Source organism: Litchfieldella rifensis (assembly GCF_042646605.1).
Taxonomy (GTDB): Bacteria; Pseudomonadota; Gammaproteobacteria; order Pseudomonadales; family Halomonadaceae; genus Litchfieldella; species Litchfieldella rifensis.
In genome coordinates, this window is sequence record NZ_JBHRUG010000048.1 from 141,584 (window position 1) to 163,294 (window position 21,711).

26 protein-coding genes and 3 pseudogenes are annotated in these 21,711 nt (G+C 58.2%); 13 read left to right on the forward strand and 16 right to left on the reverse strand.

What is annotated here, in order from left to right:
- Positions 1-28: 28 nt before the first annotated feature.
- From sstT to ACFOEV_RS20395, 5 genes are all read right to left on the reverse strand, one after another.
- Positions 29-1,252, reverse strand: a complete 1,224-nt coding sequence (sstT, locus tag ACFOEV_RS20375; protein ID WP_386776728.1) for a serine/threonine transporter SstT — start codon at positions 1,250-1,252, stop codon at positions 29-31.
- Between the two features lie 328 nt (positions 1,253-1,580).
- Positions 1,581-1,862: a hypothetical protein gene (locus ACFOEV_RS20380; protein WP_386776729.1), complete on the reverse strand. Its 282-nt coding sequence runs from the start codon at positions 1,860-1,862 to the stop codon at positions 1,581-1,583.
- A 117-nt stretch (positions 1,863-1,979) separates the two neighbouring features.
- Positions 1,980-3,167 (reverse strand): MFS transporter, encoded by a 1,188-nt coding sequence (locus ACFOEV_RS20385; protein WP_386776730.1) that lies wholly within the window; start codon positions 3,165-3,167, stop codon positions 1,980-1,982.
- Positions 3,164-3,730 carry a TetR/AcrR family transcriptional regulator gene (locus ACFOEV_RS20390; protein WP_386776731.1) on the reverse strand — a complete coding sequence of 189 codons (567 nt, stop codon included), beginning with the start codon at positions 3,728-3,730 and terminating at the stop codon, positions 3,164-3,166. Before ACFOEV_RS20390 ends, ACFOEV_RS20385 begins: the two co-directional genes overlap by 4 nt.
- Positions 3,731-3,889: 159 nt before the next feature.
- Positions 3,890-4,165, reverse strand: a complete 276-nt coding sequence (locus ACFOEV_RS20395; RefSeq protein WP_386776732.1) for a hypothetical protein — start codon at positions 4,163-4,165, stop codon at positions 3,890-3,892.
- Between the two features lie 103 nt (positions 4,166-4,268).
- On the opposite strand from ACFOEV_RS20395, the gene ACFOEV_RS20400 reads away from it, so the two are divergent.
- From ACFOEV_RS20400 to trxC, 4 genes are read left to right on the forward strand one after another with little or no spacing between them, the layout of a single operon-like run.
- A complete protein-coding gene (locus tag ACFOEV_RS20400; protein WP_386776733.1) occupies positions 4,269-4,559 on the forward strand; it encodes a nucleotidyltransferase family protein in 291 nt (96 codons plus the stop codon).
- Complete coding sequence (locus ACFOEV_RS20405; protein WP_386776734.1) at positions 4,552-4,776, forward strand: HepT-like ribonuclease domain-containing protein; 225 nt, start codon at positions 4,552-4,554, stop codon at positions 4,774-4,776. The genes ACFOEV_RS20400 and ACFOEV_RS20405 overlap by 8 nt, the downstream gene beginning before the upstream one ends.
- Positions 4,773-4,916: a HepT-like ribonuclease domain-containing protein gene (locus tag ACFOEV_RS20410; protein ID WP_386776735.1), complete on the forward strand. Its 144-nt coding sequence runs from the start codon at positions 4,773-4,775 to the stop codon at positions 4,914-4,916. The genes ACFOEV_RS20405 and ACFOEV_RS20410 overlap by 4 nt, the downstream gene beginning before the upstream one ends.
- Positions 4,917-4,937: 21 nt before the next feature.
- On the forward strand, positions 4,938-5,375 hold the full coding sequence (gene trxC, locus ACFOEV_RS20415) for a thioredoxin TrxC (protein WP_386776736.1): 438 nt from the start codon (positions 4,938-4,940) through the stop codon (positions 5,373-5,375).
- A 109-nt stretch (positions 5,376-5,484) separates the two neighbouring features.
- Here trxC and ACFOEV_RS20420 read toward each other — a convergent pair whose 3' ends face one another.
- Complete coding sequence (locus ACFOEV_RS20420) at positions 5,485-5,817, reverse strand: antibiotic biosynthesis monooxygenase family protein (RefSeq protein ID WP_386776737.1); 333 nt, start codon at positions 5,815-5,817, stop codon at positions 5,485-5,487.
- A gap of 492 nt (positions 5,818-6,309) precedes the next feature.
- Here ACFOEV_RS20420 and ACFOEV_RS20425 point away from each other — a divergent pair.
- Positions 6,310-6,390: pseudogene (locus ACFOEV_RS20425) on the forward strand (AraC family transcriptional regulator); the annotation flags it as partial.
- A 56-nt stretch (positions 6,391-6,446) separates the two neighbouring features.
- On the opposite strand, the gene ACFOEV_RS20430 reads toward ACFOEV_RS20425, so the two are convergent.
- Together ACFOEV_RS20430 and ACFOEV_RS20435 are read right to left on the reverse strand one after the other, a co-directional pair.
- Positions 6,447-6,734, reverse strand: a complete 288-nt coding sequence (locus tag ACFOEV_RS20430; RefSeq protein ID WP_386776738.1) for a coiled coil domain-containing protein — start codon at positions 6,732-6,734, stop codon at positions 6,447-6,449.
- 257 nt (positions 6,735-6,991) lie between these two features.
- Positions 6,992-7,381 (reverse strand): GFA family protein, encoded by a 390-nt coding sequence (locus ACFOEV_RS20435; protein ID WP_386776739.1) that lies wholly within the window; start codon positions 7,379-7,381, stop codon positions 6,992-6,994.
- A 115-nt stretch (positions 7,382-7,496) separates the two neighbouring features.
- Here ACFOEV_RS20435 and ACFOEV_RS20440 point away from each other — a divergent pair, with 115 nt between their 5' ends.
- Positions 7,497-7,712 (forward strand): hypervirulence associated TUDOR domain-containing protein, encoded by a 216-nt coding sequence (locus ACFOEV_RS20440; protein WP_386776740.1) that lies wholly within the window; start codon positions 7,497-7,499, stop codon positions 7,710-7,712.
- 54 nt (positions 7,713-7,766) lie between these two features.
- Here the strand turns inward: ACFOEV_RS20440 and ACFOEV_RS20445 are convergent, their stop codons facing one another.
- The 4 genes from ACFOEV_RS20445 to ACFOEV_RS20460 all read right to left on the reverse strand — a co-directional run bounded on the left by ACFOEV_RS20445 (position 7,767) and on the right by ACFOEV_RS20460 (position 9,539).
- Positions 7,767-8,327 (reverse strand): CAP domain-containing protein, encoded by a 561-nt coding sequence (locus tag ACFOEV_RS20445; protein WP_386776741.1) that lies wholly within the window; start codon positions 8,325-8,327, stop codon positions 7,767-7,769.
- Positions 8,320-8,547 (reverse strand): hypothetical protein, encoded by a 228-nt coding sequence (locus tag ACFOEV_RS20450; RefSeq protein ID WP_386776742.1) that lies wholly within the window; start codon positions 8,545-8,547, stop codon positions 8,320-8,322. The genes ACFOEV_RS20445 and ACFOEV_RS20450 overlap by 8 nt, the downstream gene beginning before the upstream one ends.
- 43 nt (positions 8,548-8,590) lie before the next feature.
- Complete coding sequence (locus tag ACFOEV_RS20455; RefSeq protein ID WP_386776743.1) at positions 8,591-8,878, reverse strand: coiled coil domain-containing protein; 288 nt, start codon at positions 8,876-8,878, stop codon at positions 8,591-8,593.
- A 286-nt stretch (positions 8,879-9,164) separates the two neighbouring features.
- On the reverse strand, positions 9,165-9,539 hold the full coding sequence (locus ACFOEV_RS20460; protein WP_386776744.1) for a MerR family transcriptional regulator: 375 nt from the start codon (positions 9,537-9,539) through the stop codon (positions 9,165-9,167).
- A 97-nt stretch (positions 9,540-9,636) separates the two neighbouring features.
- On the opposite strand from ACFOEV_RS20460, the gene ACFOEV_RS20465 reads away from it, so the two are divergent.
- The 4 genes from ACFOEV_RS20465 (at position 9,637) to ACFOEV_RS20480 (ending at position 11,968) form a co-directional block, all read left to right on the forward strand.
- A complete protein-coding gene (locus ACFOEV_RS20465) occupies positions 9,637-10,410 on the forward strand; it encodes an SDR family NAD(P)-dependent oxidoreductase (RefSeq protein WP_386776745.1) in 774 nt (257 codons plus the stop codon).
- A 222-nt stretch (positions 10,411-10,632) separates the two neighbouring features.
- Positions 10,633-10,968: a hypothetical protein gene (locus tag ACFOEV_RS20470; RefSeq protein ID WP_386776746.1), complete on the forward strand. Its 336-nt coding sequence runs from the start codon at positions 10,633-10,635 to the stop codon at positions 10,966-10,968.
- Between the two features lie 248 nt (positions 10,969-11,216).
- Positions 11,217-11,660 carry a hypothetical protein gene (locus tag ACFOEV_RS20475; RefSeq protein ID WP_386776747.1) on the forward strand — a complete coding sequence of 148 codons (444 nt, stop codon included), beginning with the start codon at positions 11,217-11,219 and terminating at the stop codon, positions 11,658-11,660.
- Positions 11,648-11,968: a hypothetical protein gene (locus tag ACFOEV_RS20480; RefSeq protein WP_386776748.1), complete on the forward strand. Its 321-nt coding sequence runs from the start codon at positions 11,648-11,650 to the stop codon at positions 11,966-11,968. Before ACFOEV_RS20475 ends, ACFOEV_RS20480 begins: the two co-directional genes overlap by 13 nt.
- A 238-nt stretch (positions 11,969-12,206) precedes the next feature.
- Here ACFOEV_RS20480 and ACFOEV_RS20485 read toward each other — a convergent pair.
- Positions 12,207-12,515, reverse strand: a pseudogene (locus ACFOEV_RS20485) (transposase); the annotation flags it as partial.
- 73 nt (positions 12,516-12,588) lie between these two features.
- Between ACFOEV_RS20485 and ACFOEV_RS20490 the strand changes: the two are divergent.
- The 3 genes from ACFOEV_RS20490 (at position 12,589) to ACFOEV_RS20500 (ending at position 16,186) form a co-directional block, all read left to right on the forward strand.
- Positions 12,589-13,176, forward strand: a complete 588-nt coding sequence (locus ACFOEV_RS20490; protein WP_386776749.1) for a hypothetical protein — start codon at positions 12,589-12,591, stop codon at positions 13,174-13,176.
- Between the two features lie 263 nt (positions 13,177-13,439).
- Positions 13,440-13,676, forward strand: coding sequence for a DUF427 domain-containing protein (locus ACFOEV_RS20495; RefSeq protein WP_386776750.1), 237 nt, complete (start codon positions 13,440-13,442; stop codon positions 13,674-13,676).
- Positions 13,677-13,846: 170 nt separating this feature from the next.
- On the forward strand, positions 13,847-16,186 hold the full coding sequence (locus tag ACFOEV_RS20500) for an NACHT domain-containing protein (RefSeq protein ID WP_386776751.1): 2,340 nt from the start codon (positions 13,847-13,849) through the stop codon (positions 16,184-16,186).
- 254 nt (positions 16,187-16,440) lie between these two features.
- Here ACFOEV_RS20500 and ACFOEV_RS20505 read toward each other — a convergent pair.
- The 3 genes and pseudogenes from ACFOEV_RS20505 to ACFOEV_RS20515 all read right to left on the reverse strand — a co-directional run.
- Positions 16,441-16,570: pseudogene (locus ACFOEV_RS20505) on the reverse strand (IS481 family transposase); the annotation flags it as partial.
- A 1,109-nt stretch (positions 16,571-17,679) separates the two neighbouring features.
- Positions 17,680-19,356: a DEAD/DEAH box helicase family protein gene (locus ACFOEV_RS20510; protein ID WP_386776752.1), complete on the reverse strand. Its 1,677-nt coding sequence runs from the start codon at positions 19,354-19,356 to the stop codon at positions 17,680-17,682.
- Between the two features lie 2 nt (positions 19,357-19,358).
- Positions 19,359-21,692 (reverse strand): ATP-binding protein, encoded by a 2,334-nt coding sequence (locus ACFOEV_RS20515; RefSeq protein ID WP_386776753.1) that lies wholly within the window; start codon positions 21,690-21,692, stop codon positions 19,359-19,361.
- Between the last annotated feature and the right edge of the window lie 19 nt (positions 21,693-21,711).

Consider the following 21,711-nt stretch of genomic DNA (forward strand, 5'->3'; position numbering starts at 1 on the left):
GCTTCCTTGCGGGGTCGGCGTCGTCATGTCACGCCTGCTGGTTTTCCTCGCTCTGGCAGGCGGCCGCGGTAAACAGCACATCGGTGGAAGAGTTGAGGGCTGTTTCGGTGGAATCCTGCACCACGCTGATCACGAAGCCGATCGCCACCACCTGCATGGCCACATCGGTGGAGATGCCGAACAGGTTGCTGGCCATGGGGATCAGCAGCAGCGAGCCGCCGGCCACACCGGAGACGCCGCAGGCAGCCAGGGCGGAGACGATGCACAGCAGCAAAGCGGTGGGGAAGTCGACGCCGATACCCAGGGTGTGGGCCGCGGAGAGGGTGATGACGGTAATGGTGATGGCGGCCCCGCACATGTTGATGGTCGCGCCCAGCGGGATCGAGATGGCGTAAGTATCGGCGTGCAGCTTCAGACGCTTGCACAGTTCCAGGTTGACCGGGATGTTGGCCGCCGAGCTGCGGGTGAAGAAGGCGGTGATGGCGCTACCGCGCAGGCAGGTGAAGACCAGCGGATAGGGGTTGCGGCGGGTCTGCCAGTACACGATCAGCGGGTTGGTGACCAGGGCGACGAACAGCATGCAGCCGACGATCACCATCAACAGGTGACCATAGTCGAGCAGGGCTCCCAAGCCGGATTCCGCCAGCGTGTTGGCGACCAGGCCAAAGATGCCCAGCGGGGCGAAGCGGATCACGATCCTGACGATATTCGACACGGCGTCGGACAGGTCGGTCAGCATCGTCCGGGAGCTCTCCTTGGCCTGACGCAGCATGAGGCCGAGGCCGATGGCCCACACCAGGATAGCGATGAAGTTACCTTCCATCAGGGCACTGACCGGGTTGGCGACGGCGTTGAGCAGCAGGTTCCTGAGTATCTCGACGATGCCGCCCGGCGGATTGCCACTGACCTCGGGCATGTCCAGGGCCAGGGTGGTGGGAAACACGAAGCTCGCGACGACGGCCACCAGGGCGGCGGTCAGGGTACCGATCAGGTAGAGGATCAGGACCGAACGGATATGGGTGGGTTGGCCCTGCTTGTGGCTGGCGATGGCCGCCGCCACAAGGATGAACACCAGTATCGGTGCGACCGCCTTCAGGGCGGAGATGAATAGCTGGCCCAGTAGCGATACCGACTGGGCCGCCTCGGGCGAGACGGAGGCGAGCAGGATGCCGCAGACGATGCCGATGGCGATTTGGGGGATCAGCCCCAGGCGCAGCAACGGACGGCTGAGATTCTGGACGGTGGCAATCATGAAGGGTCTCTCGGGAATGGTAATGAGCGGGCAGACGCCACGATGCCGGAGGCTCAGGTGGTCGAACCGTCAGCACGGGTAAGCGCATGGATGATCCGACCGAGCTGCTCCAGGCGGGTGGCCCAAGGCAAGGGCGCCTGCAAGACGCGCGGGATTCTAGCAGTATTCATGGCGCAGGTGGGTGCTATTGCTGCGTTTTAGACTAAAGGCAGAGAACATTTCTGCTATGACGGGATGAGACAGATGCAATGCATTGCGGCCTCGCCCTTGCAGGCGAGGCCGCTGTCGTCGAGGAGGTGGGTAGGGCGGGAGGCGGACAGATCCCGCTTCAGCCTTCCTTATCCGACCGCCGGATCGGCTTGGCTCGATATTCGCCCCGCTCCAGCAATAGGCTCGGGTCATGCCCCTGCGCCTGCAAACGGGCACGCAGCAAATTGAGACGTGCGCGGGCCTGTTCCCGCTCCTTGTCCTGGTCCAGACGGGCGATCAGACTTTCCACCTCGCAGATTTCGCGCACCAGATCCATCTCCGGCAGCAAATAGCCGGCATTTTTCAACAGCCGGTAACCGGCCCGAAGCCCCGCAGTCGTCATCCAACTGAGAACACACATGACGCAGCACTCCCCTGGGATGAGATCTCTCATTGTTTTTCACTAATTCTGTGCATGGATAGCTCAAGAGGATCGGGCGGCAGGGAGGGTAGTGGGCAGGGCGCACAGAAAACGACCCTATCGAAGGGTGTGCCAATCAACAGCGCCTCGCTCGTTCAGTAACCACGACCCCAGCACGGCGACAGCGAGTCCCAGGGTGGCGAAGAGCATGAAGGTGGCGGCATGGCCTTCGGCCCCGACCAGCCAGCCGGCCAGCGGGGAGCCGGCGACCTGGCCGACCGAGGTGGCGAGTAGCGGCAGCACCGGGGCGAAGGAGGGCGCCTCGGTCATGATCTGGGTGCTCCTGACCAGGTAGAAACCGCTGAGGGTCATGTACCCGGCGCCGAACAGGGCCGCGGAGGCCAGGGCGAGGGCGAAGTTGCCGGGAACGACGACCAGCAGCGCGAGGCTGGCGGACATCACCGTGAGGCCGGCAGCATGGCTCGCGGCCGGCCCGAAGCGCGAGATGAGATCACCGGCGCCAGCGCCCGCCAGCCCCCCGACGCCGACGGCCAGCCACATCCAGGCGGTCTGGCTCGGCGCGAGCCCCCCGGCGTTGATCACCGCATCGGGGGCAAACACCCAGTAGGCTGCGCTCACTCCTCCCATGCCGACGGCCAGGCCGCTCAGCCGGGCGATCCCGAGCCACTGCGACCGGCTCACCGGCAGGGCTGCCGGGCGGGGCCGCGATGCTGAGTTGCGTTGGTCATCCCGAGGCAGGTAGCAGAGGGCCGCCAGGGTGCCCAGGGCCGCCAGGGCAGCGAACCCGAGATAGGCGCTGCGCCAGGCCTCCGCCCAGATCAGCACCGCCGGCATGGCGAGCGCGATCCCCAGGCTGGTGCCCGCATTGATGATGGCGTTGACCCGCCCGCGCAGGACCCAGGACGGCACGACCCGGTGAACCGCTTCCGCCATGACCGGCGATGACAGCCCGGTGCTGATCCCGCAGATCAGCACGCCAGCGGCCAGCAGCAGCGATGACGGCGCCAGGGCGATCGTCATCAGCCCGACCCCGGCCAGGCCGGTGGCCGCTACCCCCGTGCGACGAACCCCGAGGCGGCGTATCACCCAGGTGGCGGCGAGGATGGCGAAGACGAAGCTCAGGAAAGGCAGGGCGCCGATCACCCCCGCCATGGAAGGGGAGATCGTCAGCTCGTCGCGCATCGCGGGAAGGAAGAGCCCGAACACGAAGCGGGCCAGTCCGTAGGTGATGGCAATGACCCCGCTTCCGAGGGTCGCCATGCCAAGGGGAGACAGGGGGCTCATGGGCTCTCGCTCCGGGCCGTGGCGAGGAGGGCGTCGGTCACCGCCCGAGTGTCGGCCAGGGCCGTCTTCGCGCCCAGCAGGGCCACAGTCGTATTGCTGCCTTCCAGCACCATGAAGAGGCGTCGTGCCAGGCCGGGGTGGTGATCCAGCCCGTCGCGTGTCACGGCGGCTTCGAGGCGTGCCAGCAGATCGGTCTTGGCGGCCGCCGCCAGGGCATGAATCTCGGTGCTGTGCTCGGCGAACTCGCCCATCGCCTTGGCCATGATGCAGCCATGTTGGCTGTACCGTTCCAACCAGTGGCCATGCGCATCGACCAGGGCCCGTGTCGCTTGGCCCGGCGAGGCGGAGGCGGCTGCCGCATCGAGGCTGGCGATGAAGCGTTCATGGCGGGCCTTCAGGACGGCCGCGACCAGAGCCTCCTTGGAGGCGAAGTGGTTGTAGAGCGTCATGCGCACCACCCCGGCGGCGGCCACGATGCGGTCGATGCCGGTGGCGTGGAACCCCTGCTCATAGAAGAGTCGCTCGGCCGTGGCGAGCAGTTGGTCGCGCTTGGTGGCTGGCATTCGATGGTGCTCCTATATAGACCGATCTATCTAAATACAGGCACATCTAAGCCCAGGAGAGCCGACGATGTCAAACCACAGCGGAGAAAAAGAGGCAGGCGGAGAGCAAGGAGGCGCTCGCATCACCGATCGTCAGGATGAAAGCCCTCCCGCATGACGTCAGCCACCGAACTTCTCGTTCTCACCGAGGTTCGGGGTGGCGTCCTTCTTGATGTTGGCCTTGGCAAACTCATACAGTTGGAGACCTTGCTCTCCAGCAGCGCGAGGGGTGAAGAACCACAGGGTGCCGTCGTATTCATCCTGCACCAGGTGCATCGGCCGGGCACGCGGCATCTCGTCGTCCAGCGTGACCAGCATGCCGACCATGACGGGAATCAGCCTAGCTACGCGGGGCAACCTCGGAAAATGCTCTGCCGACGGCAGAGCAGCGACCATGTAGCGGCCATGCTGGGGACTTATCGCTACCCCATGTTAGACTATGGCGGAAGCGCGAATTGGGTCGAAGCGCTAAACCTCGACGCTTCAGGGGTATCGGGACATGAACAGAACCAAGACCTTGCAACTGTTACGAGATCACCTGCCGATGCTTACCCGCGAGTACGGTGTCACCTCATTGGCGCTTTTTGGTTCCATGTCTCGCGATGAGGCCCGTGAAGACAGCGATATCGATATCCTGGTGAGCTTCGATGGTCCGGCGACCTCGGCTCGTTATTTCGGGGTGCAGTTCTATCTGGAAGACCTGCTGGGCCATCCGGTGGATCTTGTGACCGACAAGGCGCTACGTCCCGAACTCAGGCCCTACGTCGAACGTGAGGCGCTTCGTGTCTAAATCCCGTTCGGTGCGCGAATGGCGCTTCTACATCAATGACATGATCGGCTTCGCCGAGAAGGTTTTGTCTTATACCGAAGGACTGGACCAGAATAGTTTCATTGCCCATAGCCTTACCTACGACGCTACGTTGCGTAATCTTGAGCTCATCGGCGAAGCGGCAGCTCGTATTCCTGACGAAGTTCGTCAGCATATCCGGAAATTCCTTGGCGGATGATAGTCGCTATCAGGAACCGTCTTGTTCATGCTTATCTGGGGATCGATGACGATACCGTATGGAGCATCATCCAGGACAATATTCCCGAGTTGCTTGAACAATTACTTGCGATTAAAGCCCAGCAGGCACGTGAGCAATAAGCACGCCACCGGAGCCCTGACATGTCCAATTCCCTGCATCTGGCCTGCCCCCACTGCCTGGCCATCAACCGCGTGGCCGTGGCGCGGCTGGCCGATGCCTCGCGCTGCGGCAAGTGCAAGCAGCCACTGTTCAGCGGCGCGCCTCTGGAACTCACCACCGCCAACTACGCTGCCCTGATCGAGCGCAGCGAGCTGCCGGTAGTGGTGGACTTCTGGGCCGGCTGGTGCGGGCCCTGCAAGATGATGGCGCCGGTCTTTGCCCAGGCCGCCGCCGAGCTGGAGCCGCGGATCCGCTTCGCCAAGCTCGACACCGAGGCGGAACCGACCCTGGCCGGGCGCTTCGGCATCCGCAGCATTCCCACGCTGATCGTCTTCAAGGGAGGGCGCGAGATCGCCCGCCAGGCCGGGCTGATGCAGGGGCCACAATTGAAGCACTGGTTAGAGCCCCACTTGGTCTAGGCGCGCAGGCAGGCATAGCTCTCCATGTCCACCATGTCGGCGGCGATGGCGAAGAGCACGTCGTGGCCGCCCAGTTCCGTCAGCGGCGCCTGCGTGCGCTGCGCCGCGCTCATCCTTCGCTCGCGTTGCCGACCGTCTGGATGACCTCGAACCCTTCGAAGTTTGGTGGGCCCAAGTAGAGCCCCTCGCGCTTGCTCTGGCCGGCGTTGGCGTGCGCCTTGCGGAATGCCTCGGAGTGCGTCCAGGCCTCGAAGTCCTCGCGCGAGCGCCAGATGGTGTGCGAGGCGTAGAGCACGTGGTCCTCCTTCTCGGGCCCACGCAGCATATGAAACTCGACGAAGCCGGGCAGTCCCTGCAGGTGGGTTTCTCGCTCCAGCCAGATTTGCTCGAACTCCTCCACTCTCTCGGGGTTGACCCGAAAACGATTCATGGCGATGAACACGATATTGCTCCTTGTGGTCTGGCAGCCAATAGTGACCGGATGACGATGACACCGACGCCGATAGGGGGCAAGGCCATCGGCATCCGCCGGCGAAAGTGGCGCCCATCCGCTCGGCCGATTTTCGTATCACCCAGGGCGCGGAATTCCTGCGCGCGGCCTTTGCAAAGGGCCCCTCGGCCTATTGGATCGAAATGCTGCATGAAGCGGCCACTGCATTACCCAGATCGACCACTATGCGATCCGCCCCCGGGAAGCCACCATCAAGGCGGTCAGCCCGACGGAGCGCTTCGGGCACTCGACGCACCGGATACTGAGCCAGGTCGGATACAGCGAGCCGGAAATCGACTCGATGATCGAACGCGGTGTCGCCGGCCTGGGCTGGGGCAAGGAGTTCCTACCCAGTTAAACCCGTCCCACCCCTGCGCTTGCCTTTCTCCTCCTACCGCACCCCGGCTTGCCGGGGTGCTGGTCGTCTTTACCGATGTCCCGGTCGATCTCAGCCATTTCAATCGCCGCTTCAAGCGCATCTATGGCATGACGCCGTACCAATACCAGCGCAGCGTGACCAACTGATCGAGGCTCCCCCATGTTAGAGATCGTCGCCTATGCCCTGGGCGCCGGGCGATGGATCACTTGAAGCGGGAGCGGGCGGACTTGAAGGCCTCGCTTGCCGAGTCCCAGGCGCGCTCGGCGCCATCCTTGAGGTCCTCCCAGGCGTCATCGCTGGCCTCCCGTAGCTCGGCCAGCTTCTGCCGGGCCTCATCGCGGTGCGACTCGAGCCTGTCGATCTCTTCCTGGTACTCGATGCGGGCATCGGCCTGGGCACCCTGTGCACGGGCCTTCAGCTTGTCCATCTCGGCCTGCCACTCGTCCAGTTTGGCCTGCAGCTTCTGCTCGTAGGCTTCCCTGTTGCTCATGGGGCTCTCCTTTCCGTCTGACGGTGTGTGATCCAGAAGTGCGCGCGCTCGGTCTGTCGGGCGCACGCTACCTACTCAGAGTGGAATATCCCGTTGGGGTTTCCATGGTCGCGACCCTGCCGATCGCCACCATCCAGTTCCCCGCCGCCGGCATCCACGGCGCCAGTCTGATGATCTGGTCGATAGGACTGGCCGCGGGAGAATTCTAAGAAACCCGTTCGAGAGCGCAGGGCAAGCCTTCCTACCGTTCGTGTTATCTACTCCTCGCGACCCGTGGTGTCACGATCGCGCTCATAGCGCTTCATGCTCGGAAACGACGGTAGCCAGGACTCGCGACGGACAACCCAGCTCTCGTAGGTCGGCATCAGTTGGTCAGGAGCATCCAGGGAGCCCAGGTGCACTTCGATTTCGTCGTCGGAGCGCGAAAAGACGGACGACCCGCAGCGGGGGCAGAAAAACCGCCCGGCGTAGTCGCGCGTTTCGCCTTCAATCGTCACCGCATCCTCAGGGAACATGGCGGCCGCGAAAAACAGCGCGCCATGATGCTTGCGGCAGTCGAGACAGTGGCACAGGCCGACCCGATAGGGGCGTCCTGTCGCCACGAGTCGTACATTGCCGCAAAGACAACCACCCGTGAATCGATCCATGCGATGTCTCCTTCAGGTTGGCCGTGCCGATGCTTTGCGTCGGCTTAAGCAACATGGCGAATGCCTGGCTATCCTGCAAGCACGTTGGAACCGATCCCCTGATTCGAGGTGAGCCATGGCCAAACGTTTCAAGGTGGGAGATCACGTCAGCTGGAACTCCGAGGCAGGGCAGGTAAGCGGAAAGATCATCCGCGTTCATACCCAGGACACGGAGTACAAGGGACACAAGCGCCATGCCAGCGAGGACGAGCCGCAGTATGAGATCAAGAGCGATAAAACCGATCACATCGCCATGCACAAGGACTCGGCGCTGACCAAGATCGATGACTAGCGATCGACGCTACAGAATGAATGAAGCATGTTCGGTGTTGAGCGCCTCGGCAGCCTAGCGTGGCTGGGCCAGTACCTGTGTCCAATAGGAGGGGTAGGTTGATTCCGAATCGTCGGGCTTGGCCTTGGCCATGCCCATCTCGGTGAAAGCGCCATTCATGATGTTGCGACAATGTCCCGGGCTCTCCAGCCAGCCCTCGATCACCGCGGCAGCCGATTCATGGCCAGCGGCGATATTCTCGCCCACCGCTCGCCACACGTAGCCTCTGTTGCTGACACGCTGCTGAATCCCCACGCCATCCGGACCGGTATGGCTAAAATAGTCGTTCTCGGCCATGTCCTGGGAATGTGCCTCGGCAGCCGCTTCGAGCGTACAGTTCCAAGTCAGCGGATCGACGGCCGCAAAACGCTGGTCGCCGCATTGCCGCGCCTGGCTGCGCACCTCGTTGATTTGCGACAGCATCTCGCGCTTACGATCGGTTAGTTCGCAGTCGCCTTGGCTGGTGGCGCCACCATCCGATGTTTCCTCAGCGGCCCATGACCCACTCGTACCGGTGAATATCAGCAGACCTGCCAGCGCCCAGACGGTGGAGCGTGTCAATACGACGTCAGCCACCGAACTTCTCGTTCTCACCGAGGTTCGGGGTGGCGTCCTTCTTGATGTTGGCCTTGGCAAACTCACAGTGTGGAACACCTTGCTCTCCTTGGCCTTCCAGTGCTCGCCCATGGTCACCTTGATCTCCAGCAGGGCAAGGGGTGAAGAACCACAGGGTGCCGTCATATTCATCCTGCACCCGGTGCATCGGCCGGGCACGCGGCCTGCGCGGCGCCACCATGCATCTGCCGTTGTGAGACCCATGCGGCCCGCCGGGCGATGGATCACTTGAAGCGGGAGCGGGCGGACTTGAAGGCCTCGCTCGCCGAGTCCCAGGCGCGCTCGGCGCCATCCTTGAGGTCTTCCCAGGCGTCATCGCTGGCCTCCCGTAGCTCGGCCAGCTTCTGCCGGGCCTCATCGCGGTACGACTCGAGCCTGTCGATCTCTTCCTGGTACTCGATGCGGGCATCGGCCTGGGCACCCTGTGCACGGGCCTTCAGCTTGTCCACCTCGGCCTGCCACTCGTCCAGTTTGGCCTGCAGCTTCTGCTCGTAGGCTTCCCTGTTGCGCATGGGGCTCTCCTTTCCGTCTGACGGTGTGTGATCCAGAAGTGCGCGCGCTCGGTCTGTCGGGCGCACGCCACCTACTCAGAGTGGAATATCCCGCTGGGGTTTCCATGCTGGGATGGTTCCTCGGCAGGCCCTCAAGTCTCCGTATACGCTTCCATTGCGAACGGGTGACCATCCCTGCCAATCGTGGAGCCGGCGCCCGGGCATACGCTCGGCGAGCCGATTTCAACTGACCACCGGACCGCTCTTGGCTGACCGGTCAATGATCTTAACCTGGAGATGGTCCGAGCTATGCGACTCCGGCCGCTGGAGGGCGCTGATCCAGGCTCCTAAGGTATCCCGATATTATTTTTCGGCTTTCCTTCAAATCGCGTAGTTTTCGATCCAGGTTCTCAACTTCCTTGTGAAGTGCTTCCCTAACTTCCAGGCAAGGATCAAAGATCGGCTGATCATCCAATATGCACGGCAGTAGGGTACGAATGGATTCCAGCTTCAGACCAGCAGCGCTGAGCATGCCAATACGCTTGGCCACCAAGGCCGCGTTTTCATCGTAGTCGCGATAGCCCGACGCTGTTCTAGCGGGTGCCAGGAGGCCTTCTTGCTCGTAGTAACGCAGCATACGTTCGCTAATACCCAGATGGCGTGACAGTTCTCCAATCCTCATAACTTCCCACTCTTGATTGACGTGTTGACCTTAACAGTGCTGTCAGGGTTTAGCATTTCCTCGTGGATTGAGCAACCCACCTAACGAGGAGAAGAATATGTCACTTAAGGCATTCAGCTTGGACGGAAAGGTCGCTATCGTCACTGGCGCAGGTCGCGGGCTTGGTAAAGCGATCGCTCTTGGACTGGCTTCTGCTGGAGCTAAGGTCCTTCTGGGCTCCAGGAATCCTGAACATCTATCTGATACCGCTACGGCAATTGAAAATTCAGGGGGAACAGCTTTACGTGCGTCCGTTGATATCTCGGATCCTGCGTCCTGTACCGCACTGGTGGCGAAAGCAGAGGAAGAGTTTGGGCAGCTGGATATTCTGGTGTGTAATGCAGCCACCAATATCCAGGGGCCTGCGGCAGATATGACGCCTTCGGACTGGCGCCGCGTCATCGACACCGAAATGTCGGGTTGTTTTTATTTGAGCCAGGCAGCTTATAAGCCAATGGCCAAACAGGGACGTGGATCGATCATCATGATCTCTGCCAATTCCAGTTCTGTCGGCTATACCGGCCTGATCGGTGTGGCTACAGCAAAAGGTGGTGTCGATATGATGGCTCGTAATCTTGCCGTTGAGTGGGGGAAGGACGGTATTAGAGTCAATACGATCAATCCGGGCTGGACGGAACACGTTCCCGAGGACGGGGCTGACGTCGCCGCAGGTGACGGTGATCTAGATGATGATATTCGAGCCACCACGCCGTTAGAGCGTCGAGGGCGTGTAGAGGAGTTTGCCAATCCAGCCATCTTCTTGGCCAGTGATGCCTCAAGCTATGTCACCGGCCACAATTTGGTTGTCGACGGAGGCTACTCGGTGAGGTGATTTTCAGGGGCCCGCTGTTGCACAACTCCTAATTCACGCGAAAGTGCTGAGCACTGGATCGGTGATCGGTCAGCCGAGATCGGTCCAGTGGTCAGTACACGCCGGTCGGGTGGTCAATCTGATCCGTTGCATGCAGGTCGTAACCCAGTAAGAAGCTTTGGCGATAACAGCATAGGGAACATGACGCATGGATGATCCCCTGCTCAGTGAGTCGGTGATACGTTGTCCCGCATCCTGGTCAGCCCCGAATACAGCGCCCGGGCCAACCTGCTGTCGATCGATCCGGACGATCTGCCCTTCAACCCCCAGGAGAGCGACCCGTTCGTTACCTTGAAGGCCTGGGATTGTGAGCCGATCTACCACGGCATCGCCAACTGCTCCCCCATTGACCTCAACATCCCGGAGGCGTTTCCGCTGGAGAAACTGGTCGAGCTGGTCCGCGACTTCGCACAGGGGAGGCTGGAGCGAGTTCTACGCCTCGATGTTCGACTTCCACCAGGACTATATCGCGCGGCGGCCCTATTACGCCGTCACAGCACAGTAACCGACATGGTGTAGGAGAGCGGTCGGATGCTGCCGGCCGCTCTTTCCGGAATCGCGGTCAGCCTTCATTGGCGTTGGCAACTCCTGCATCAACCGCAATCACACCTGCCGCAAGTCGCCGGGGTGTGCATGTGATGGGTAAGCTTTCCAGGGTGAGAGTTCTCACTGCTTTTCTTTGGCCAAGCGCCTAGACAGCTCAGTAAAAAGTGCTAACTTGATTTAACGCACTATATAAAAAAACACACGTACGCAAGGGATTGCCCATGGCCACGGATGTCTCTGAAGCGCGTATCACGCTTCGCTCGCACATCGTCGCGACTATTTCTCGTGACGATGTGGGGATAGATCGTTTTGCCTGTTCCGATGCCGTTACCCTCCGCCCCTTCAAAGATGATGCCAAAGATTACGCTAATGGGCAGTCTACATTTCGTTCTGGAACTGGGGTCGTAATTAATTTGACACCAGATCAGGAGTACCAGCTTGAACAGTGCTATGCACGAGGACAAGGAAGTTATAGCTCTTTTAAGAATAATTGTGGTGACCCACACAAAAGATGTTTGGAGGAGGTTCTGGGGGAGTCTATTTCTAATTCTTTCTTCCCAGTTAGTATTGGTAATGACTTGTTGGAATCACCATTTTATGGAGGCTCAACGTTTTATCCAGGGCCTCAGCGTGAATTTGGGGCAGATGCTCCATGGGCACGCTGATGAAGATGATAAGAGTGGGGCTAATTGTTATGGCGATTTTTTCCTTAGGTGCGTGTTTTCACGAGAGGGAGTTGTTCTTGGTCGCCAACGGGATTGTGCCAATTTATGAAACATCAGAAGATGCAATGTCGTCGCCACCTAAAGGAATTATTGCGGAGCTACAGGCGCAGCAGCGAGTGAAAGTAGTGAAATGTATTGATGTGAAGCACTACCTGATATACAAAGTTCGCCTGTCAGACGGTAGAATTGGTTATGTCATTGAGGGTGAATATGTGCTGCTTCGTAACGGAGAACAGTCTCACTGTTGATAGAAAGTATATAATGATATATTAATGCAGTTGTCTCGCCTGGGATTAATGGTTACCTCCGTTCACTCCCTGTGCGAGAACTGAGTAGCCCCGGCCTTCAGGCCGGGGCACCTTGACATGAGGTAGTGGTGGTGAAGCCGAGTTCCAAGTGTTTTATCGGAAGCTGACCATGGTGATCAAAGAGTGGCTGAGTCATCTGTCTGGGAGCGGAGTTATTGTCAAATCTGGTGGATGACGGTCAGACCACATTCCTGTCTGATTGATCGGCTACCTGCTCCCCGTCCTGGAACTTGATGTTGCTAGCGACCAGCTCCAGCTTCTGGAAGTGCTTGATCCGTCTCCAGCGTTTCTGGGCGGTCTGGAGCAGTTTGAAGACCACCGCCAGGGTTGTGTCTCGGGAGCCGCAGTTCCGACTGCGCTTGGTCCTCAGGCGGACCGTGGCGAAGGTCGACTCGATCGGGTTGGTGGAGCGGATGTGCACCCAGTGTTCTGCGGGGGAGTCGTAGAACGCCAGTAGCTCATCCCGATCCTTGGCCAGGCACTCCATCTCTGTCAACGCCAATAAGGTTGTCCGCACCTCCTTTACGGACTTATAGCTCCGGCGTCGACACTACCAGCAGTTGCGCCAGTATGCCCTCGAGGTGCCCAAGTTCGGCGCCAACGACGATGAGAAGCTGAACGCGTTCGCCCAGCAACTGGTGGGGCGCTGCGTCAACATCATCCACGATAACTTCAAGAACCCGATCCCAGATATCGCGCAGGCCTATGAACAGCTCAAGCAGCGCTACGGCAGCACGGAGCGCCCCTTCACCTTTACCGTCACGCCCGGCGTCGGTACCTTCGGGGACAACGTCGGGCTCGGCATGGGGATGGGCGCCTCGGCGGACGGGCGCCTGTCCGGTCAGCCCACCGCCGATGATTTCGCCGCCGCGCCCTGGCCGGACGATCTACCCTTCAACACCCAGGAGAGCGACCCGCTCGTTACGCTGAAGGCCTGGGATTGTGAGCCGATCTACCACGGCATCGCCAACTGCTCCGCCATCGACCCCAACATTCCGGAGGCGTTTCCGCTGGAGAAACTGGTCGAGCTGATCCGCGACTTCGCGCATGGGAGGCTGGAGCGAGTTCTACGTCTCGATGTTCGATTTCCACCAGGACGATATCGCGCGACGGCCCTGTTACGCCGTCAAACCGCAATAACCGACTAGGTATGCCAGGTATAAGAGAACGGCCGGATGCAGCCGGCTGCTCTTTCCGGCATCGCGGTCATCCTTCATTGGCGTTGGCAAGGCTTGCGGCAACCCCTGCATCAACCGTAACGACACCTGCCGCAAACCGCCAGGGTTTGCATGTGATGGGTAGCGGCTTCGTTTGCTTCCGTTGATCCAGCGCATGGGATAAATCACCCTGCAGTGCTAGGCTGAACATTAGATAACCATAACGACAGTTGGTACGCATAGGGAATGTCCCCATGGCAATGGAATCTTCCGAGCCTCGTATCACCTTGCACCCGCACCATCGCCGGGTGCAGGTGAAGATCGGCGACATCGAACTCCGCGAACGCGGCTATCCGCCGCGCCAATATCTTCCCTACGACGATGTGGGAATGGAGCGGCTGACCCGCTCAGAAACCGTGAACTACTGCCCGTTTGAGGCGAAGTTGTTAACTTCTCGTTTGGCGATCTTAAGAATGCAACATGAGCTATGAATACCGATTGAAGAAAGAAGACGATAATGGGTTTTTTCTTATGGGAATCACAAGAATTAGGTTGGCCCAAAGCACACGAAGTTGAGGGTATGTTATGGGCTGAGGTTATAGTGAAAATTAAAGTAAGTCTATGGCTTCTCTATGAGTGAGCTGCAATTGGGAGTTGGTTGATGAATGGGCGAGAAGTTTCAGAGCATTTTGAGTCTGAAGTAAGGCGTGTTGCCAGATTAATATTTTCTGACAATCAAGGTTATTCAGGGGAGATTCATGAAGGTAGAGAGAGAGATGGTTATTTTGACGATGGAGAGACAGTTCACATCATTGAGGTGACAAGAAATACGGCTAAGTCAAAAGCAGAAGGTGACCTTGATAAGAGTGTAGAGCTAAAAAAGAACCTGCAGCGTGAGTGTCCCGATAAGAACTATAAGATATGGTTTATTACTGAAAAAGAGCCAACGGCAGACCAGGCGGGTTTGCGAGAAATATACCGAAAAAAAGCGCGTTGCCCAGTAGTTATAATGAGCTTTAGGAGTTTTGAGCAGAAGCTGGTGGATGCTCCTCATTATCTAAGTTGTCGAAATGACTATAAATTTGGCAGTGTAAGAAATTTAGTTAGCGAGGACCAGTATTTTCCTATGGAGCGGGACGTATTTGTGCCGCTTCAAGTAACAGATCAAGCGACATGTAGATCTTTTAGCACATCTGAGCTGGCAGATATTATAACATCTGAAAATGCTGGTGCTTGCCTCTTATTAGGGCCGTACGGTTCTGGAAAGAGCATGACTTTGCGAGAAGTTTTTTTTGAGTTAAAAGGAAGATATGATTCAAGGCGGATCACGAAATTTCCCTTGCACTTGAATTTAAGGGACCATGTTGGCCAATCGAATCCAGCTAGTGCTATATATGATCATGCTGTGCAGATTGGCTTTGGCCAAGGGGATAAGCTGGTGCGAGCATGGCGGGCAGGCCAAGTTCATGTTTTGCTGGATGGCTTTGATGAAATAGCATCGAGCCGATTCAGAGGAGGGGTAGAAGGGATGCGTCTTGTGAGAAAAAACGCAATGACGCTTGTAAGAAATTTTGTACAAGAACATCCTCTTCAGAGATCAGGGGTTATAATAAGTGGCAGGCAAAATTATTTTGGGTCCGAAGGCGAATGCCTTGACTCACTTGGTTTGAGAGGTAGAAAGTGTAATATTTTGACTTTAAGTGAGTTTGATGAAGAACAGCTTTTTCAATATTTAAAGAAGGTCGGGATAGACCCAAAATTCATTCCTGAGTGGATTCCTTCTAGACCTTTGTTGGTTGGGTATTTAGCGCACAAGAAGATTTTAGATAAGGCCTTGGGTGGGCTTTCCGATGTTAGCGCTGCAGAGGGGTGGGATTATCTCTTGGACATGATAGCAGAGCGCGAAGGAGAACAGCTGGAAGAATTAGGTGGTAGTCGAGAAGACCTTAGAAAATATATTGAGAGATTGGCAAGTCGAGCACGCTGTACAGTAGATGGAAGAGGGCCGCTTTCATTACAAGAAATGGTCGATACCCTGAAAGAGGTTCTCCCCACAGTGCCGGACGAAACAGCACAGCAACTTCTCTTACGAATGGCGGGGCTTACATCAACAAGTACTGATGATGATGATTCTAGGGAGTTTGTGGATGATGACTTGGTTGATGCGGCAAGAGCTGGGGATGTGGTTAGATTCATCGAAAATAATTATGATGAAGACTTGGTTTGCCTCTTTAGAGATGGTGATCTTATGGCAGTCGGTGGAGATATCTGCAAGTCAATAGTAGAGAAAAAAACGCAGGATTCTTCTTCTGGAAAGCTGTTAGCTTCGCTTGTGACCGTCAGTGATAAAATTGGTTCTGCTAGCTTGTGTAATGATATTTATGGTGTGATGTTGCTCAGAAAAACAGGGGTTGTTAGTGAAGCTGGAGATATGTCTCGCGCTGTTATTAAAGATGGCTATTTAAAAGAAGTCGAAGTTGATCTTGATTTAGATTGCTCGTCGCTGACTTTCTCGCAATGCTTAATTCAAGTATTAGAAATAGGTGGGAGCGGACCTTTTTCAAATGCTCCGTCTTTTCATGCTTGTCATATTGAAAGGGTTAGCTCAGGCGGGTTGAGCTGGGATCAGGTTAAAAGTATGTTGGGGGAGGATACTGACTTTGGAGAGGTTGTTGATGACGGAGAAACAGTGAGTGGGTTAAGGAAGCTTGATTTACAGGATGGGCTGAAAGTTCTTCTAACAGTGTTGAGAAAGCTATATATACAAGCAGGGAAAGGGCGAAAGGAAAGTGCTTTTTTTAGGGGGCTTGGGGCCAAGGAAAAGGCTTATGTGCCGGATGTGCTTAAACTTCTTGCCAAGCATGAGTTTTCGCATAAATATACTGCTGGGCAGCGTGATGTTTGGATGCCGAATCGTGCAAAAAAAGAAGATGTAATGTCTATTCTGGGTGCTCCAGAGCAAAGCAATCATCCCCTTGTTAACGACGTTAAAGAGCTGTGACAGGGGGGTGGAGTAAGAAAACATATATGTGAAGTTTTCGGCAGTGACGGTTCAGCTTTCACATGCTCATGAAGGCCTATTGTTAACGGGGCAGTAATAGTATGCACCTGACACATGCCTCCGTGGGGCTCCTATAGTAATGCAGTGTTTTTCTGCCATTTCCCTGGGTTCCTTACTCGCTGCTTTAGTGGGTGCCCTTTCTTGAACACGGCATGAGGTTTTCCCCTTCCTGTTGCGGCCTCGGTGGGGGGAAGGCCCAGGAGTTTGTCGATTAGCCCCTCGGAGCTGAAAGTTTGATAGTTACGGCGGATCTCATAAAACTGCAGTCAGGAATAGCCCATCACCTTACAGGCTCTGCTGACGTTTTGCAGGTCCTTGGCCCAGATCTTGGAGGCTGAGCTTGCGTCGTGCTACTTTCTCTTTGGTGTCATAGTCGTTTCCTCATGGTGTTACAGCCGAGCGTCAGGCCCTCGTTCTATAACCCACGGGGAGCACTATGGCCACACCGCTTTCTGTGGCCGACTGTCAGGTAAATACCATCACGCCTCAGATTGAGCTGAATTCATCCGAGCCTCGGATCACCTCTGCACTCGTATCAGCTGGAAGATCGCCTCGGCGTTCCAGACATTATCGGACAGCAACTGGTCGATGATCGGCTTGTAGGGATCCAGCTTGCTGGGTCGCGGCTGCGCGGGCCGCTCCGTCGGCGCCGCCCGCGGGCCAGGTGGCGCCGCACGGTGCGTTCACAGCAACCGAACTGGTGAGCAATGTTCATGAGGTGAGCGTCTCGCTGACGAGGTTGCTTTTATCATGAGAAAGTCCTCTCGGCTCAGCATGGCACGATCTCTTGCAGATTTGGTCACCAACAAGGAAAGGTGATGCGGGTCGGAGACAATTTGTTTTGATATTATAAGGACTTATAGCTCCGGCGTTGACATTGACGCGTTGTGGCGATATGTAGAAATATCAATCAAGCCAGAGTAGACGCTCTATACCTAAACGGGAACTCGCTACTTCGATCATTTCCTGCACTCCGTCCGCTATTGGACGTCCGCCTTGCAGCAGAACTACCGCATATGGCACAGCGCCTGAAGTCTTGAACGCGCGTTCGAATGTTGCGAATAGGATGGCCTTCCAGTCTCGGCTGCTTCCCCACGATACGACCTTCCCATCCAACAAGAGCCGACCTTGCGGCTTTTCGTAAGTTCGGTGAACCCGTCCAGGCTCGAGGCTAAGTGTGCGAAGGACAGTCTCCTCCATTTCCTTCATTCGCGCCATAAGATATGGCTTCAATAGCGAATCTTTTATATATACCCGGACTCGGCGGGGATCCATGAAATGGCCAAGAACGCCGCCTATAGACTGGTCTTTCGCCCAATTCTCATACCAGGCAGCCCGCTCCATATCCGAGAGGGAGGCCCAGCCCAGCTCATCGGCCTTGGCCCAGAGATCACGCTGGACCCGATCTCTTATATCTTGAGGAACCTTTCGACTCACTGTACAGACCCTGGTTTTGCGGGTTCCGGAAAGTTGAACTGTGGCACGTCCAGCTTGCTGTCACCTTCACGGGTCATCAGGTCGGCCTGGTCCAGCATCCAGTCAAGCATGAACTCACCGGCGCCGGCGTTGTGAAATTGCACGACCCGCTCCATAAAGTGCAGGCGCTCGACATCGCCTGCTACGGCAGCCTGAAGCCGCACCACCTCCGAGATCCGCCGAAGGTCACTGACAAAGTCCAGGACCACAACCTTCTCCTTGTGCGGAGAAATCCGAAGTCCCCTGCCGAGTTGCTGTACAAAGATTCGACGGCTGTGGGTCACGCGCATGAACGCGAGCATGTCGACGTCGGGGACATCCACCCCTTCGTTGAAGATGTCCACGGTAGTCACCGCGTTCAGGCTACCCTTCCTAAGCGCTGCCATCCTCTTGTCACGCTCCCTAGCTTCCAGGTCGCCGGTGATGGCGTCCGCTTCGAAGCCATAGAGGCGAAGCATGCCCGCAAAAGCCTTGGCGTGCGCGACGCTGGCGCAGAACACCACAACCGACTGCCGCTGCTCGCGTTGGAAAATATCCGCGATCATGCGCGCGGCCTCTTCATCCCGTGTCGGTATAAGCAGACGGGTGTTGAGCTCCTTGATCGAGTAGCTGTGGCGGGACTGGTTGCGCACGAACTCCCAGTCGATGTTGTCGGCAAGCAACCGGTAATCCGCCTCGCAAAGGAAGCCGCGTCTCAGCCCCTCGTCGATTCCCATGCGAATCACCGGTTCCCCCAGCAGTTGATCGATGTCGTAGTTGTCGCCTCGCCAGGGGGTCGCGGTTGCGCCGCCGAGCATCGGTGGGCTGAGCACATCGATGACCTTCCGAAAGCTTTCCGAGCCGATATGGTGAGCCTCATCAACCCACACAAGCCCGAATTCAGGTATCGAGTCGAGGCGGCTAGCCACGCTTTGAACAGTTGCGAAGGTTATGCCGTCCCAAAACGAGGGTTCCTCGCCGTCGGCAAGCCGGTGCGTGGGAACCGTCTTTGGCAACTGCTGCCAAAACGCGCGCTGGAGCTGATCGACCAACTCCCGCTTGTCGGCGAGAACCAGCACGCGGCCAGTATCTATAACCCCATCGCGGAGTAACTGCGCCGTCGCTTCAGCCATCACGACCGTTTTCCCGAGTCCTGTGGCGAGAACCAGTTGCCCCCGTCCCGTCTCCCGTAGTGCCCCGACAAGCTTATCGACACAGCATTCCTGGTAACGCCGTAGATCGCGCCTGCTCCGTGGGTACTCGGGGCTGCGGCGCATCATCGTTACGAGAGAGGGTGGGTCCAGCCGGTCGACCTTTATCCCCAGTTTCGCCCAGCGGTCCACCGCCGCGTGCATCGCGGGGCCCCACGGCCTTGATGTTGCCACCGCATACCGTTCGGCGCCGTAAAACCGTCCGGACTCAATAACCTCATCGACGGCCCGGGGGTCGGGATAGCCTCCACTGGTGAATTTGCACTGCACGACCCACAGCCGTCCCTTTTTGACGCCAAGCACATCCGCGCCCTTGTCGCCGGGGCCGCCGACGATGCGGACATCCTCAAATCCGTTTTGGACCAGCAGTCGGGCGATGTCGCGCTCGAACGCATTCCACGGCCCGTCGAGCAAACGTCGGGAATCAAGGAACAGGCCTTCCATCATTAACTCCCGCGATCCGGTGCTAGTAGCCGCAGGCTCTGCGCGGCCCGGATCACGGCTTCGCGCGGGGCACGGTCGATATCAGCCGGGCTTTGCGACGCGAGCCAAACGGCGTCGGCCAGGTAGCTGTCGTACTGCTCCGACACCCGCGCTCGCCCTTCGGCGGTTATGGACGCGTCTCCGAAATCCAGCGCATCGTAGAGCTGTTCCCAATAGCGGCCGTCAAAGAAAAGGCTTGGGTGCTCGCGTACGAAACGCCGGACGTCGTCGGGTTCGGCATAGCTGAGAAAGTCACCGCTTTGGACGACGGTCTTAAGGGCGGTGGCGCCACTGGTGGCCACTTTCCTTCCGATGCGGGTCTTCATCTCCGACGGCAGCGAGTCGAAGCAATCGTTGGCCTCGTTGGCGCCCAGGTTTTCCGCTACCGAGCTTCCTATGTCCCGGAGGGTGGCGCATGCGCTTGCGATAAGGTCGCCGGAGTCGAGTTGCGATTCCCGCGCGTACTGGCTGCGCAGGTCCGCCAGAATCGCGGCGAACACTGCATCGGTCGGGCGGTGGTCCTTGAGGAACTCATAGGTCTTCAGGGCAAGTTCGTTCAGAAGGCCGTCAAGAGGGGTCATGGTGGTCGACCGGAAAACCGGGTGATCCCGCTGAACGAGGTACTGATAAACTCGGGTCGCGGGATCATCCATCCGGAATGTCCACGGCGCTCCGTCCGGCAGGTCCGGGGCCTCCGCCTCGACCGCGAAAGCCTCGACCGCGAACTCCACCTTGATTAGCGAGTGACTGTAGGTCCGCGAAAGCGCATGCAGCTTCTCCCGCAGGTGGACAGTGGGTGGCGCCACAGGCGGCGCCACCACGGTGTCTCCCTCATTGCCGCCACCGTCGTCATCGCCCTCGTCAAGCAGCCCCTCCGGGAGATCGGGTGGATTGCTTGTGGGCTCGTTAGACTGGCTGATGGCGCCAACGACGCTGCGATCCTGCTCAAGCACCAGTTCCCACCACTTTTCATCGGTCTGATACTCTGGATCGCCCTTCTGGAACAGGTCCGCCATTTCCACTGCGCGGTCGTTGTTCTTGACCGCGATGATTCTCTCCCAGCGGCCGGCCTTCCCTTGGGGACTGCTCCGGCGGAACGCTTGGAACAACCGGTAGAGAGGCGCGTTTGTCTCAGGGAAACCGAGGTCCCGTCGCTTCCTGGGCAGAAGCGGGCCCTCGCCCCGAACCAGGTGGACCATTTCCCGCCATGCGGGATCGTCTCGCTCAAACCGATCCTTCGTGTAGTGTACGCGGCAGTGATCCATGTGGACCTCACCGATGAATCGCCCGCGATTCCTCTGGTCGTCGATTGGGTATTCCCTTTCCTGGCGCTCACCGTCGGACCAGAAGAATAGGTCCTTGCTGCGGGCTTCAATGATTCTCCCGTTCCGGATCAGGTCGATGCCGTACTCGTCCTCATGCATGTAGCGCTGCAGGCCCACCCAGCCATGGAGGCGGCGCTGTATCTCGGTGATGGTTTCGATGGACCGGCACGTTGGGCATGACTCCTCGTCCATCATGAGTGTGAGCATGCAGTTTGAGCAGTAACGCCGGGGGGCGAGCTTCACATCGATGGTCTCGACCGCGTGGACTGGTCGGCCATCCGGACCTTGCGTGTGGCGGTCCGGACTCCAGTGACAGTGGCGTTGCGGCTGCACCTGTTGACCGTTGATGTCCAGCCGAAAGCGGGAGTCCTCGGCGAGCAATAGGGGCGCGTAGATGTGCGCCAACTTCTTCCGGATGGCGCGGATATTGGCGCCCCGGGAGAAGAAGCGCCGCTGATCCCGCTTGAGTCGCAGAATCCGGATTTCAGTACCGTGCGTGTCCGGGTCGGCCTTGGGCTTTGTCAGGAGTGGAGTGTGGTAGTCCCGGGAGCGTCGCAGTTCCTCCAAGTCGATCCTTAGCCCTGTCCACTCGTTGTCCCCCTTTCGGGTCGAGTAAACTTCTGTGACGACGCCTAGCCGTGCCGTCGCGATGTTGAAGCCCATGCCGAACAGGCCGAGGTTGTCGAACGGATTGTTGCCGCTCCAGCCAGCCCTGGCGGCCACCTCGAGCTGCTCCGTGGACATGCCCGGCCCGTTGTCACGGAGTGAAATGAAGGCGTCATCGCTATCCGCCGTCGGCAGCGTGATGACCACTTCCGGCGAATCAATACCCTCGCTGCGGCGCTTAGCGTTGACGAATCCGTCCACCGAGTTGTCCACGAGTTCCGCCAGGCACTTCCACTGGTCCAGACTGATGTCGCCGAGCACCTGGAGCACGCGCGGGTCCGGGGTGAGATCAAATTCCATCTTCATATGCCGTTCTCGCTGTTCC